At 63.3% G+C, this 14867-nt stretch carries 8 protein-coding genes; all 8 read left to right on the forward strand.

All coding sequences use genetic code 11. The features are described 5' to 3' along the window. The first annotated feature begins 60 nt into the window (after positions 1-60). The 8 genes from LK540_RS07090 to mlaE all read left to right on the forward strand — a co-directional run bounded on the left by LK540_RS07090 (position 61) and on the right by mlaE (position 14842). Positions 61-3177, forward strand: coding sequence for a DEAD/DEAH box helicase (locus LK540_RS07090; RefSeq protein ID WP_229436412.1), 3117 nt, complete (start codon positions 61-63; stop codon positions 3175-3177). Between the two features lie 277 nt (positions 3178-3454). Continuing rightward, entirely contained in the window at positions 3455-4636 is a 1182-nt protein-coding gene (locus LK540_RS07095) for a PAS domain-containing sensor histidine kinase (protein WP_229436414.1), read from the forward strand. A gap of 21 nt (positions 4637-4657) precedes the next feature. Next, a complete protein-coding gene (locus LK540_RS07100; RefSeq protein ID WP_229436415.1) occupies positions 4658-5338 on the forward strand; it encodes a response regulator transcription factor in 681 nt (226 codons plus the stop codon). 323 nt (positions 5339-5661) lie between these two features. Next, on the forward strand, positions 5662-6369 hold the full coding sequence (locus LK540_RS07105; protein ID WP_229436416.1) for a transposase: 708 nt from the start codon (positions 5662-5664) through the stop codon (positions 6367-6369). Between the two features lie 227 nt (positions 6370-6596). Next, complete coding sequence (locus LK540_RS07110) at positions 6597-11318, forward strand: glutamate synthase-related protein (protein WP_229436417.1); 4722 nt, start codon at positions 6597-6599, stop codon at positions 11316-11318. Positions 11319-11430: 112 nt separating this feature from the next. Then, on the forward strand, positions 11431-12894 hold the full coding sequence (locus LK540_RS07115) for a glutamate synthase subunit beta (RefSeq protein WP_229436418.1): 1464 nt from the start codon (positions 11431-11433) through the stop codon (positions 12892-12894). A gap of 365 nt (positions 12895-13259) precedes the next feature. Further along, on the forward strand, positions 13260-14063 hold the full coding sequence (locus LK540_RS07120; RefSeq protein ID WP_229436419.1) for an ABC transporter ATP-binding protein: 804 nt from the start codon (positions 13260-13262) through the stop codon (positions 14061-14063). Beyond that, complete coding sequence (gene mlaE, locus LK540_RS07125) at positions 14060-14842, forward strand: lipid asymmetry maintenance ABC transporter permease subunit MlaE (RefSeq protein WP_229436420.1); 783 nt, start codon at positions 14060-14062, stop codon at positions 14840-14842. Before LK540_RS07120 ends, mlaE begins: the two co-directional genes overlap by 4 nt. Positions 14843-14867 lie beyond the last annotated feature (25 nt).

Genomic DNA, 14867 nt, shown 5'->3' on the forward strand with positions numbered 1-14867 from the left:
ACCGTCCGTATGAGAGATAATGTCGTTTGTTGTTCTTTTTCACACACCATCCAGAGACCCATGCACACAGTTGATTACCCACGCGAACACGCAAGCGACGCCCCCGCGCCGCGTGCGACGCCGGCACGCGCGCCCGCCTTGCCGGCACCCGTGACAACCTGGCTGCAAAGGGTCGAGGCAGCCGCCCATCCGCAACCGAAGTTGACAGTCGAGCTCGCCGATCCGAAGGCAGTCCAGTACAAGTTTGTCTACGTCATGGCCCCGACCAGCGGCGGCCGCCACGTGGCTGTCTGCCTGTGCAAGGCGCGCCTGCGTCCGAACGGCGACGTCGCCGCCGCCAGCCCGGTGAACGAGGTGTTCTCCCTGCTGTCGGCCCCGCCGACCTATCTCGAGGGCGAGGACGAAGACCTGGTGCGCTTCTTCATCGCCATGCGCAGCGGCGCGTCGCAGAGCACCAGCGCTACCGAGCCCAAGGGCAAGGTCGGCGCCATCCTGCTCGACATGCTGCTGAAACAGGGCAAACTGCTGTGGGCCAATTCCTGGCAAGACATGTCGAACGGCCTGGTGTATCCGCTGCAAGCCGGTCCGACCCGGCAAGCGAACCTGGCCTGGCGCGACGAAGGCCGTGCGGCCAAGCTGGGCTGGTCGGTGGAACCGGCCAACGGCGCCACCCACCCAGGCGCCGACCTGATCGACTACATGCTGCCGACCGATCCGCCGTGGTACATCGACAATTTGTCCTGCGGTCCATTGGAACTGAACCGTGGTGGCGTGGACATTTCGCTGGCCGAGCTGCAAGCCCTGGTGGCCCAGGCGCCCATCCTCACCGGCAACGATAAAAAACGCGTGTCGCAACTGCTGCTGGCCCATGGCTTGCAAACCTTGATGCCGCTGCCGCAGCCGCTGACCCAGCGCCTGCGCACCGACGTCGCGCCGCAACCCTTCCTGCTGCTCGACTCCGTGGCTCTGGCCGATACCGGCACCCAGCGCTGGCAGGATTTCGCCGTGCTCTCCTTCGACTATGATGGCCAGCGCGTTTCCTTCGATCCGGCCCAGCGCGTGGTGCGCCAGATCGGCGACGTCACCGAAATCATCGAGCGCAATCTTGGCGCCGAAGCGGCGGCCCTGGATAAATTGACCGAGCTCGGCTTCCGCAAGCCCGCCACTACCCCGCTGTCGGGCGTGGCCGGCGCGCTGCAGCTCGATAGCCAGGCGCACTGGCTGCGCTTTGCCGAGAACGATCTCGACGCCCTGTCCGATGCCGGCTGGCACCTGCAAAAATCCAACAAATACCGCTACGACGTGGTCGCGGTGGAAGACTGGTACGCCGAGATCGACGAGCCGGAAGAAGCGGGTAAAGCCTGGTTCGAGCTGGAACTAGGCATCGTGGTCAACCGCAAGCGCGTGCCGCTGCTGCCGGTGCTGGTGCAACTCATTCGCAATGCGCCGATGGACTTCGATCCGGCGGTGCTGGCCGCCCATGGCGAAGCTGACCAGATGCTGGCCACCCTGCCCGAAGGCGTGCGCGTCGCCCTGCCCTGGAACCGCGTCAAGCCCATCCTGTCCACGCTCGGCGAGCTCTACTTCAACGACAAGATCAAGGGGCGCGTGCGCCTGTCGACGCTCGATGCCAGCCGCCTGGAAGAGCTGGCGCGCGGCCTGGAGCTGCGCTGGTTCGGTGGCGAGCAGCTGCGCGAAACCGGCCGCAAGCTCAGCCAGTTCGGCGCCGTGAAAAAGGTCGCCGCTCCGGCCGGCCTGCAAGCCACGCTGCGTGACTACCAGCTCGACGGTTTATCGTGGATGCAGTTCCTGCGCGAATACGACCTGGCCGGCATCCTGGCCGACGACATGGGCCTCGGCAAGACGGTGCAGACCCTGGCCCACATCCTCACCGAAAAGGAAGCCGGCCGCCTGACCCGCCCGGCCCTGGTGATCGCGCCGACTAGCCTGATGACCAACTGGCAGGAAGAAGCCGCGCGCTTCGCCCCGAGCCTGAAAGTGCTGCTGCTGCAAGGTAAGGAACGCATGGACATGTTCGACCAGATCGAGCAGGCCGACATCGTGCTGACCACCTACGCCCTGCTGCCGCGCGACGAGGAAAAGCTGCGCGAGCACGAATACCATCTGGTAATCCTGGACGAATCGCACTACATCAAGAACACGCGCTCGAAGGCAGCGCAGACGGCCGGTTCGCTGAATGCCCGCCACCGCCTGTGCCTGACCGGCACCCCGCTGGAAAACCACCTGGGCGAACTGTGGTCGCAATTCCACTTCCTGCTGCCGGGCCTGCTGGGCGAGGAAAAGACTTTCAATACCCAGTTCCGCCACCCGATCGAGCGCCAGGACGACCCGGTGCGCCGCGCCCTGCTGAATCGCCGCATCCGTCCCTTCCTGCTGCGCCGTACCAAGGACAATGTGGCCAAGGAATTGCCGGAAAAGACCGAAGTGGTGCGCCGCATCGAACTGTCCGGCCCGCAGCGCGACCTCTACGAGACCGTGCGCCTGGCGATGGACAAGAAGGTGCGCGAGGAAATCGACCGCAAGGGCGTGGCGCGCAGCCAGATCGTGATCCTGGAGGCGCTGCTGAAGCTGCGCCAGGTCTGCTGCGACCCGCGCCTGGTGAAAGCCATGCCGTCGAAGAAGAACACGGCTGCCGTGTCCGCCAAACTGACCGACCTGATGCAGATGGTCGACGACTTGCTGGAAGAAGGCCGCAAGATCCTGGTGTTCTCGCAGTTCACCAGCATGCTCGGTCTGATCGAGGAAGAACTGGCGGCGCGCGGCATCCGCTACGCTATCCTCACCGGCGAAACGCGCGACCGCTCGGCCCAGGTGGCGGCCTTCCAGCAAGGCGCGGTGCCGATCTTCCTGATCAGCCTCAAGGCTGGCGGCGTCGGCCTGAACCTGACCGCGGCTGATACCGTCATCCACTACGACCCATGGTGGAACCCGGCGGCCGAGGCCCAGGCCACCGACCGCGCCTGGCGTATCGGGCAGGACAAGCCGGTGTTCGTGTACAAGCTGATCGCCAAGGGCACGCTGGAAGAAAAGATCCAGCAACTGCAGCAGAAGAAGTCGGAGCTGGCGCAGTCGATCCTGGCCGAAGGCGAATCGCAGAAGATGGCATTGACGCAGGAAGACCTGCAAGCGATCTTCGCGCCGCTCGACGAACAGTAAGCAACCAGAAGTATATGAAAACGCCCGCTGCCAGCGGGCGTTTTCACTGGAAGCCGCGTGTTTGCATGATTCAGGCAGGTAAATCTATGCAAATCGAATAGGATTCGGTGACAGCGGCTCTTGATTTAACAATGTTTAACCAATTTACAAAATCGGCAATTTTAGTTAAACGCTAGCGCTACAACGCTTACCTATACAAACAAGTAGTTGCAGCGATATACTCGCTCGCGGGCTTGATATTGCCCTCGTGCATGACTCTATGAATGGATGGTATGGAATGAATTGCAGTGCCAGCCTTGACTGTTCCGGCGCGGCCGGTGCGGAACTGGCCGAGCAGTTCCGTGTCATCGCCGAGATCGGCGGCGACATCGCGTTCAGCATCGATTGCGCCAGCGGCGCCCTGCGCTACCTCAGCCCCGCAATCGAGCAATTGCTGGGATACAGCCCTGCCGACATCGCCGCCCAGCTCGGCGACCCGGGCAGTGCGCTGGCCGCCCTGTGCGCCGGGATGCCCGAGCGGATCCGGCGCATGCGCGGCGGCGACCGCAGCCGCCTGCGCCTGGTGCGCGAAACCGAACTGCGCGGCGCGCACGGCTACATGGTGCCGGTCGAGGTCATCTCGGCCCTGCTCTGCGACGCCGCAGGCGAACCGGTGACGCTGGTGGGCCAGGTGCGCGATCTGTCGCCACGGCGCCAGCGCGAAGCCGAGCGCAAGCGTTTTGCCAGCATGCTGAACCATGAATTCCGCACGCCGCTGTCGACCATCGACGGCGCCGTGCAGCGCCTGGAAGCGACCTGCCAGGATGCCGACGAACCGACGCGCCAGCGCTACCGCAAGATTGCCTTGGCCACCGACCGCCTGATCGCCATGCTCGACGACTATCTGTCGCCGGATCGCATGGCCGAGATCGGCGGCGAGCGCAAGCCGACCTCGGTGGCGCCGCGCGAACTGCTGGACGAAGCGGCGGCGCAGGTGCGCGCCGCCGGCCGCGTCGCTAGCGTCGAGGTGGGCGAATTGCCCGACGCCCTGCGCTGCGAACCGGACGGCATGCGCCTGGCGCTGAAGATCCTGGTCGACAACGCCATCGCGTTTTCGCCCGAGGCCACGCCCATCCTGCTGCGCGGGCGCCTGGCGGCCAGCGGCATCGAGCTGGCGGTGCGCGACCATGGCGCCGGCGTGCCGCTGGACGAGCAGGCGCGCATCTTCGACAAGTTCTTCCGCGGCCGGAATGCCGACGGCCTGCCCGGCAGCGGCCTGGGTCTGTACATGGCGCGCGCGATCGTGGAAGTCCATGGCGGCGTGCTGAACCTGGTATCGCCGGCCCCCGGCGGCGCCGAATTCCGCATCTGGCTGCCGCTCGCCGGCGCCGGCAAAACGCCCGCCCGGCCGGCCGCCAGTAGCGAACCTCTCCCGCAGTCCGCGGGGGACGCCCCTGCCGCGACAGGCAGGCACAAGTAAAACAAAGAACGTGGCCCACCCATGACCCAGATACTGATTGTTGAAGACAACGGCGACTACGCCGGCGACATGGCCGATTTCCTGCGCGAACTCGACCACGACGTGACGGTGGCCACCTCCGCCAGCGAGATGTGGGCCGCGCTCACGCGCACCCCGGCCGCCGTGGTGGTGCTCGACCTGGGCCTGCCCGACGAAGACGGCTTTACCGTCATCCCGCGCATGCGCCAGCTGTATCCCGAGATCGGGCTGCTGGTGCTGACCGGACGCGTCGCCTTCGACAACCGCATCCTCGGCCTGCAGCTGGGGGCCGACCACTATCTGACCAAGCCGATCAAGTTCCCGGAACTGGCCGCCCACATCGAAGCCCTGGGCCGCCGCGTGCGCCCGAGCGAACCGGCGCCGCTGCCGAGCAAATGGACCCTGCGTGTCAGCGCCCGCCAGCTGGAGCTGGGCGGCAAGGTGATCGATCTGACCGAGAAGGAATTCAATTTCCTGCACCTGTTGACGATCAACACCCGGCCGGTGCCGCGCGCGACCATCGTTGCCGGCATGGGGGGCGACGACCCGGATGCGAGCCGGCGCGTGGACATGCTGGTGTACCGCCTGCGCAAGAAGGCGCGTACCGGGCTGGGACAGGATTTGCCGCTGCGCAGTGCTTACGGTGAAGGCTACAGCCTTTCCGCCGGATTTACCCTAGCCTGATGGTAGGGTGGGTTCTTGAACCCACCGGAATGGCGTATGCAGTTGTAGGGTGGACTCCTGAGTCCACGCGGTGCAATGGCTCCCTGTCGAAAATCCGTTTCGACCGGTACACGTTGTACCGCGTGGACACAGGTGTCCACCCTACAAAAGCCCATGCGTTCTGTTGTCGCAACGGTTTCGACCCGCACGTGACGCACGGTGGGTACGAGTACCCACCCTACGGGACAGAGTCAATCCGATTTTTGCAGCTTGGCTTGATAAATAGGGACAGAGCAATGGCAGGGCGCTAGAATACGCTATCCGAACCGCTCCCTGCCCTCACCATGGCCCGCCAGCCCCGCCTCATCCTCCCCAAGCAACCCCACCACATCCTCCAGCGCGCCAACGACCCGCAGCTGATCTTCCGCGCCGACGAAGACTACGCGCAATTCCTCGTCTGGCTGAAGGAAGCGTCGCGCTTCTACAAGGTGGCAATTCACGCCTACGCCCTGCTCCCGACCCACCTGCACCTGCTCGCCACCCCGCCCGACGAAGACAGCCTGGCCGCCATGATGCAAAAGATCGGCCGTCTCTACGTTCCCTGGTATAACGCCAGATACGCCCGCGCCGGCGGTTTGTTCGAGGGACGTTTCCGCACCGCCGTGGTCGATACCGACCGCCATTTCCTGATGTGCAGCCGCTTCATCGAACTGGCGCCGGTGCGCGAAGGCCAGGCCATGGAACCCGGCCGCTATGCCTGGTCCAGCTATCCTCACCACGCCGGCCTGCGCCCCGATCCGGCGATCACCGACCACGCCCTGTTCTGGGCACTCGGCAATACGCCCTTCCAGCGCGAAGCCGCTTATACCGAGCTGGTCGGGCAAGGCATCGCGCCTGACGAGCTGGCGCTGATCGCCAACAGCGTCCAGAAAGGCCAGCCCTTAGGCACGCAAGCCTTCAAGATCGGGCTCGAACAGAAGAGCGGGCGCCGCATCCTGCCGGCCAAGCGGGGCCGTCCCGCCAAGCAGGTTGCACCGGTTTCAGCGGACTGATCAGAAAAACGGCATTCGCAATTTCCTGCCGCAAGAAAGCCAGCCGTTCAAATAAAGATCGTCCAAAAAGCGCCTGACGACTACTAGACAAACCTGTCCCCAATTAAAATTTGAGCGCATAAGTCATCAGTTAATTCGACTCCGACCCTAATTGTTCTGCTTGATGCGTCTGCTGCATTGCACTATTCTCGGCCTTCACCCCCTGAAAAAGCTGTGGAGAGCCGAGTATGATTGCCCAAGGTCTGTACGATCCCGCCAATGAACACGATGCCTGCGGCGTCGGTTTCATCGCCCATATCAAGGGCAACAAGAGCCATTCCATCATCGACCAGGGCTTGATGATCCTGAAGAACCTGGACCACCGCGGTGCGGTCGGCGCCGATGCGCTGATGGGCGATGGCGCCGGCATCCTGATCCAGATTCCCGACCAGTATTTCCGCGACGAGATGGCGAAGCAGGGCGTCGAACTGCCGCCGCCCGGCGAATACGGCGTCGGCATGGTCTTCCTGCCGAAGGAACACGCCTCGCGCATCGCCTGCGAACAGGAAATCGAGCGCGCCGTGCGCATCGAAGGGCAGGTCGTGCTGGGCTGGCGCAATGTCCCGGTCGACGACAGCATGCCGATGTCGCCCACCGTGCGCGCCAAGGAACCGGTGATCCGCCAGATCTTCATCGGCCGCGGTCCGGACATCATGGTCACCGACGCGCTCGAGCGCAAACTGTACGTGATCCGCAAGTCGTCCGGCCACGCCATCCAGGCCTTGAAACTCTTGCACGGCAAGGAATTCTTCGTGCCGTCGATGTCGGCGCGCACGATCGTCTATAAAGGCCTGCTGCTGGCCGACCAGGTCGGCGTCTACTTCAAGGACCTGCAAGACCCGCGCTGCGTCTCGGCACTGGCCCTCGTGCACCAGCGCTTCTCGACGAACACTTTCCCGGAATGGCCGCTGGCCCACCCGTACCGCCTGATTGCGCATAACGGCGAGATCAACACCGTGAAGGGCAACTTCAACTGGACCCGTGCGCGCGAAGGCATGATGAAGTCGGCCGTGCTGGGCGAGGACCTGAACAAGCTGTTCCCGCTGATCTACGAAGGCCAGTCCGATACCGCCTGCTTCGACAACGCGCTGGAACTGCTGGTGATGGCCGGCTACCCGATCGCCCAGGCGATGATGATGATGATCCCCGAGGCCTGGGAAAACCATACCTCGATGGACGACAACCGCAAGGCCTTCTACGAATACCACGCGGCCATGATGGAGCCCTGGGACGGCCCGGCGGCGATGGCCTTCACCGACGGCCGCCACATCGGCGGCACCCTGGATCGCAACGGCCTGCGCCCGGCGCGCTATGTCGTGACTGAGGACGACTTGGTCGTCATGGCTTCGGAGTCCGGCGTGCTGCCGATTCCGGAATCGCGCATCGTCAAGAAATGGCGCCTGCAGCCGGGCAAGATGTTCCTGATCGATCTGGAAGCAGGGCGCATCATCGACGACAAGGAATTGAAGGACACCTACTCGAACGCCAAGCCGTATAAAGCCTGGATCAAGTCGGTGCGCATCAAGCTGAACGAAATCAAGCTGAGCGAATCGCAGCTGGCGCAACACCGCGTCAAGGACACGCCGGCACAAGGCGAAAAAGCCGCGATCACGCTGCTGGACCGCCAGCAAGCCTTCGGCTATACCCAGGAAGACCTGAAATTCCTGATGGCGCCGATGGCCGTGCTGGCCGAGGAAGCGACCGGTTCCATGGGCAACGACTCGCCGCTGGCGGTGATGTCGAACAAGCTCAAACCTTTGTACAATTATTTCAAACAATTGTTTGCGCAAGTGACCAATCCGCCGATCGACCCGATCCGCGAAAGCATGGTCATGTCGCTGGTGTCTTTCATTGGTCCGAAGCCGAACCTGCTCGACACCAACAACGTGAATCCGCCGATGCGCCTGGAAGTGTCGCAGCCTGTACTCGGCTTCAACGACATGGCGCGCCTGCGCAACATCAGCCTGCACACCGGCGGCAAGTTCAAGTCGTATGAACTGAACATCTGCTATCCGGTCGCCTGGGGCAAGGAGGGCATCGAAGCCTCGCTGGCCTCGCTGTGCGCGGAAGCAGTGGACGCCGTTAAATCCGGCCACAACATCCTGGTGGTGTCGGACCGCGCGCTGTCCGGCGACATGGTCGCGATTCCAGCCCTGCTGGCCACCTCCACCATCCACCAGCACCTGGTGATGCGCGGCCTGCGCGCTTCGACCGGCCTGGTGGTGGAAACCGGCTCGGCCCGCGAAACCCACCACTTCGCCTTGCTGGCAGGCTATGGCGCGGAAGCCGTCCACCCCTACCTGGCGCTGGAAACCCTGGCCGACCTGGCCCAGCACCTGCCGCATGAAATGGCGCCGGAAACAGCCATGACCAACTACACCAAGGCCATCGGCAAGGGCTTGCTGAAGGTGATGTCGAAGATGGGCATCTCCACCTACATGTCCTACTGCGGCGCGCAGATTTTCGAAGCCGTGGGCCTGAACAAGTCGCTCGTCGACAAGTATTTCCGCGGCACCTCGTCGACCGTGGAGGGCATCGGCCTGTTCGAAGTAGCCGAGGAAGCGCTGCGCCTGCACAACCTGGCCTTTGGCGCCGATCCGCTGCTGGCGAATGCGTTAGATACTGGCGGCGAATACGCCTTCCGCGTGCGCGGCGAAGACCACATGTGGACGCCGGATGCGATTGCCAAGCTGCAGCACTCGACCCGCGCCAACAGTTTCAGCACCTATAAAGAGTACGCCCAACTGATCAACGAGCAGACGCGCCGCCATCTCACTTTGCGCGGCCTGTTCGAGTTCAAGATCGATCCAAGCAAGGCCATTGCCATCGACGAAGTCGAGCCGGCCAAGGAGATCGTCAAGCGCTTCGTCACCGGCGCCATGTCGCTCGGCTCGATCTCGACCGAAGCGCACGCGACCCTGGCGATTGCCATGAACCGCATCGGCGGCAAGAGCAACACCGGCGAGGGCGGCGAAGACCCGCGCCGCTACGCCAATGAATTCAAGGGCATCAAGATCAGCAAGGGCGAAACGCTCGCTTCGGTGCTGGGTTCGGACCGTGTGGCTGCCGACATCCCGCTCGAAGACGGCGACTCGCTGCGCTCGAAGATCAAGCAGGTGGCTTCGGGCCGCTTCGGCGTCAGCGCCGAATACCTGAATTCGGCCGACCAGATCCAGATCAAGATGGCGCAGGGCGCCAAGCCGGGCGAGGGCGGTCAGCTGCCTGGCCACAAGGTCACGGAATACATTGCCTCCCTGCGCGTCTCGGTGCCGGGCGTGGGTCTGATCTCGCCGCCGCCGCACCACGACATCTATTCGATCGAAGATTTGGCGCAACTCATCCACGATTTGAAGAACACCAACCCGAACGCCTCGATCTCGGTGAAGCTGGTGTCGGAAGTGGGCATCGGCACCGTGGCTGCCGGCGTCTCGAAAGCCAAGGCCGACCACGTGGTCGTGGCCGGCCACGATGGCGGCACCGGCGCCTCGCCGCTGTCGTCGGTGAAGCATGCCGGCACACCGTGGGAACTGGGCCTGGCTGAAACGCAGCAAACTTTGGTGCTGAACGGCTTGCGCAGCCGCATCCGTGTGCAGGCCGACGGCCAGATGAAGACCGGCCGCGACGTGGTAATCGCCGCCATGCTTGGCGCCGACGAGATCGGCTTTGCCACGGCGCCGCTGGTGGTCGAAGGCTGCATCATGATGCGCAAATGCCACCTGAACACCTGCCCGGTCGGCGTCGCGACGCAAGACCCGGTGCTGCGCGCAAAGTTCCAGGGTAAGCCGGAACACGTGGTGAATTACTTCTTCTTCGTGGCCGAAGAAGCGCGCCAGTTGATGGCCCAGCTCGGCATCCGCACTTACGACGAACTGATCGGCCGCGCCGACCTGCTCGACAAATCGAAAGCGGTGTCGCACTGGAAGGCGCAGGGCCTGGACTTCAGCAACATCTTCTACCAGCCGAAGACCGATGACCGATGTAACCTGTTCCACACCGGTGGCCAGGACCACGGCCTGGACCGCGCGCTCGACCACAAGCTGATCGCCCAGGCCAAGCAGGCGCTGGAGAAGGGTGAGCGCGTCTCCTTCATCTCGCCGGTGAAGAATGTCAATCGCACGGTCGGTGCCATGCTCTCGGGCGAGGTTGCCAAGCGCTACGGCCATGCCGGGCTGCCGGACGACACCATCCACATCCAGTTGCAGGGCACGGCCGGCCAATCCGCCGCCGCCTTCCTGGCCGCCGGCATCACGATCGACCTGGTGGGCGAGGGCAACGACTACGTCGGCAAGGGCCTGTCGGGCGGTCGCATCATCGTGCGTCCGAACACCGAGTTCCGCGGCTGGGCGGTCGACAACATCATCGTCGGCAACACGGTCCTGTACGGCGCGATTGCCGGCGAAGCCTTCTTCAACGGCGTGGCCGGCGAACGCTTCGCGGTCCGTAACTCGGGCGCCGTCGCCGTGGTGGAAGGCCTGGGCGACCACGGCTGCGAATACATGACCGGCGGTACCGTCGTGGTGCTGGGCGACACCGGCCGCAACTTCGCCGCCGGCATGTCGGGCGGCGTGGCCTATGTCTACGATCCGAAGAACGAATTCGAAACCCGCTGCAACACGACCATGGTGAACCTGGAACGCGTGGTGTCGACGAAAGAGCAGGGCGACGTGGCCGGCTGGCACAGCCAGACCCGCGGCGGCGAGCGCGAGTCGGACGAAGTCATCCTGCGCCGCCTGATCGAGCGTCACTTCAAGCACACGGGTTCCACGCGCGCGCGCAACCTGCTCGACGACTGGGCCAACAGCCGCGCCAAGTTCGTGAAGGTCTTCCCGACCGACTACAAGCGCGCGCTCGAAGAAATGCACAACAGCAGCATGGAAGAAGCCAACGACAAGATCGAACTCGCGGCATAAGAGCGAACAACCGTAGGGTGGACGGCGTTGCCGTCCACGCGTTCAACTAACGCTAGCGCAGCCGCGCAGTCAACCGGAACGTGAATCCGGCAAAGAACAAAGGAACAGCAACATGGGCAAAATCACCGGCTTCATGGAATTTCAACGGCAGGAAGAGCAATACCTCGATCCCGCCACCCGCATCAAGAACTACAAGGAATTTGTCCTCACCCTGACCGACCCGCAAGCCAAGGTGCAGGGCGCACGCTGCATGGATTGCGGCATCCCGTTCTGCAACACCGGCTGCCCGGTCAACAACCAGATCCCCGACTGGAACGACCTGGTCTATCACAACAACTACCGCGGCGCGATCGACAACCTGCACTCGACGAACAACTTCCCCGAGGTCACCGGCCGCATCTGCCCGGCCCCTTGCGAAGCCTCGTGCACGCTGAACATCAACAACGATCCGGTCGGCATCAAGTCGATCGAGCGCAAGATCGCCGACACCGCTTGGGAACACGGCTGGGTCGTGCCGCAGCCGCCTGCACATAAAACCGGCAAGAAGGTCGCCGTGGTCGGCTCCGGCCCCGCCGGCCTGGCCGCCGCCCAGCAACTGGCGCGCGCCGGCCACGACGTCACCGTCTTCGAGAAAAGCGACCGCATCGGCGGCCTGCTGCGCTACGGCATTCCCGACTTCAAGATGGAAAAGACGCTGATCGACCGTCGCGTGGAACAGATGCAGGCGGAGGGCGTTACCTTCCGCACGGGCGTCCTGATCGGCAAGGACTTCCCGGCCACGGTCAGCAACATGGCGCGCGACACCATCTTCCCCGAAGACCTGGCCGCCGAATTCGACGCCGTGGTCATGGCCGGGGGCGCCGAGCAGCCGCGCGATTTGCCGGTGCCGGGCCGCGAGCTGAAGGGCGTGCATTTCGCCATGGACTTCCTGCCCCAGCAGAACCGCGTGAATGCCGGCGATAAGTTGAAAGACCAGATCAAGGCCACCGGCAAGCACGTGGTCGTGATCGGCGGCGGTGACACCGGTTCCGACTGTGTCGGCACCTCGAATCGCCACGGCGCCGAATCGATCACCCAGTTCGAACTGATGCCGATGCCGCCGGAACAGGAGAACAAACCGCTGGTTTGGCCTTACTGGCCGACCAAGCTGCGCACCTCGTCCTCGCACGAGGAAGGCTGCGAGCGCGATTTCGCGGTGGCCACCAAGCGCTTCGAAGGCAAGAACGGCAAGCTGGAAAAACTGGTCGCCTGCCATGTCGAGTGGAAAGACGGCAAGATGATCGAGGTGCCGGACTCGGAATTCGAACTGAAGGCCGACCTGGTCTTCCTGGCCATGGGTTTTGTCTCGCCGGTGCAGCAGGTGCTGGATGCTTTCGGCGTGCAGAAAGATGCGCGCGGCAATACCAAGGCAACGGTCGAGGGCGAGAACGCCTACCAGACCTCGGTGCCGAAGGTCTTTGTCGCCGGCGACATGCGCCGCGGCCAGTCGCTGGTGGTGTGGGCGATCCGCGAAGGGCGCCAGTGCGCGCGTGCGGTCGATGAGTTCCTGATGGGCTCGTCGGTACTGCCGCGTTAATGAGAAGAACCGGCGGGAAGGGTCAACTTCCCGCCAAAACGCCAGTCAAACCTCCTGCCTCCCCGCCGGTTTTTCGATCTCTTTCGAGCCGCAAACGATCGCTCTTGCTTTCCTTGAAAGCGGCCCCATCTTGTCATCCAGTTTCAGCGCTTCTCCAGAGTAATGTTTATATAAGACAATAAATTGAAATGTTGTCTTGTATGCATATCGTAGAAAAAACAATTACTTACAACATTAAATAGATGACTTTCGGGTTATTTGTGTTGTAATTGTGCGTCGTACAATGGGTGGAAACCGAGGGGCCTCAAGCAGCGGTTGCCGTTTCTGCACTACAATACGAGATTCCCCAAATCTAATTACCCCCTGTGTCTAACTTAGTAGAAATACGTGATCTTGAGTTCGGCTACGGCGACCGCAAGATCCTGTCGAATCTGCGCATGGACTTCCCGCGCGGCAAGCTTATTGCCGTCATGGGCGGGTCCGGCTGCGGCAAGACCACAGTGCTGCGTTTGATCGGCGGACAAATCCGTCCGCAGCGCGGCCAGGTGCGGGTCGGCGGCGAGGTCGTGCACGAGCTGCGCACCGACGGCTTGTACCGCCTGCGCCGCCGCATGGGCATGCTGTTCCAGTTCGGCGCCCTGTTTACCGACCTGTCCATCTTCGACAACGTTGCCTTCCCGCTGCGCGAACATACCGATCTGTCCGAAGAACTGATCCGCGATCTGGTGCTGATGAAGCTGAACGCCGTCGGCCTGCGCAATGCCCATAAGCTCAAGCCGGGCGAGATTTCCGGCGGCATGGCGCGCCGCGTGGCCGTCGCGCGCGCGATCGCGCTCGACCCCGAACTGATCATGTACGACGAGCCCTTTGCCGGCCTCGACCCGATTTCGATGGGCGTGACCGCCAACCTGATCCGCAATCTGAACGATGCGCTCGGCTCGACCTCGATCCTGGTCTCGCACGACGTCAAGGAAACCTTTGCCATCGCTGACTATGTCTACTTCATGTCGGCCGGTAAGATCGTGGCTGAAGGCACGCCGGAAGAACTGCGCGTCTCGACCGACCCTTACGTAAAGCAGTTCGTGAACGCCGAACCGGACGGTCCGGTGCCCTTCCATTACCCCGGCAAGTCGCTCGGCGACGACCTGGGCTTGGGAGCGAAGCGATGATCGTGCGTTTCCTGGAAGCGGCCGGCCGCACCGCGCGCGAAGGCGTCGAAGCCCTGGGCTTTGCCACGCGCGCGTTTTTCAATTTGCTGCGTTTTTCGCCGGGCGCCTTCCGCCGCCCGTCGCTGATTTCCGAGCAAGTCCATTTCATCGGTAACTATTCACTGGTCATCACCATCGTCTCCGGCCTGTTCGTCGGCCTGGTGTTGGGCCTGCAGTTCTACGTCAATCTGATCCAGTTCGGCGCCGAGGAAAAGCTCGGTTCGCTGACGGCCCTGTCGCTGATCCGCGAACTCGGCCCGGTGGTCACCGCGCTGCTGTTCGCGGGCCGCGCCGGCACCTCGCTCACGGCCGAGATCGGCCTGATGAAAGCGGGCGAGCAGCTGTCGGCCATGGAAATGATGGCAGTCAACCCAGTGCAGCGCGTCCTCGCGCCGCGTTTCTGGGGTGGCGTCATTGCCATGCCGGTGCTGGCAGCCGTGTTCTCGGCGGTCGGTATCGTCGGCAGCTACCTGGTGGCCGTGAAATTGCTCAGCCTCGACGAAGGCGCGTTCTGGTCGCAGATGCAGGCCGGCGTCGACGTCAACCGCGACGTGATGAGCAGCATTATCAAGAGCTTCGTGTTCGGTATCGCCGTGACCTTCACCGCGCTGTTCCAGGGTTACAACGCCAAGCCGACCCCGGCCGACGTGGCGCGCGCGACCACCCGCACCGTCGTGATCGCGTCGCTGCTGGTGCTGGGCCTGGATTTCGTGATGACCGCGCTGATGTTCACGCAGTAATCGACAAATAAACAACTCAACAAAT

Origin of the sequence: Massilia sp. IC2-278 (assembly GCF_020708045.1) — a bacterium.
In the GTDB taxonomy this organism is placed as follows: Bacteria; Pseudomonadota; Gammaproteobacteria; order Burkholderiales; family Burkholderiaceae_D; genus Telluria.

Excerpts from the sequence above, each read along its gene's own strand:
- LK540_RS07115 (WP_229436418.1), top strand. The coding sequence starts at position 11,431 with ATGGGCAAAATCACCGGCTTCATGGAATTTCAACGGCAGGAAGAGCAA.
- mlaE (WP_229436420.1), top strand. The coding sequence starts at position 14,060 with ATGATCGTGCGTTTCCTGGAAGCGGCCGGCCGCACCGCGCGCGAAGGC.
- LK540_RS07105 (WP_229436416.1), top strand. The coding sequence starts at position 5,662 with ATGGCCCGCCAGCCCCGCCTCATCCTCCCCAAGCAACCCCACCACATC.
- LK540_RS07100 (WP_229436415.1), top strand. The coding sequence starts at position 4,658 with ATGACCCAGATACTGATTGTTGAAGACAACGGCGACTACGCCGGCGAC.
- LK540_RS07090 (WP_229436412.1), top strand. The coding sequence starts at position 61 with ATGCACACAGTTGATTACCCACGCGAACACGCAAGCGACGCCCCCGCG.
- LK540_RS07110 (WP_229436417.1), top strand. The coding sequence starts at position 6,597 with ATGATTGCCCAAGGTCTGTACGATCCCGCCAATGAACACGATGCCTGC.
- LK540_RS07095 (WP_229436414.1), top strand. The coding sequence starts at position 3,455 with ATGAATTGCAGTGCCAGCCTTGACTGTTCCGGCGCGGCCGGTGCGGAA.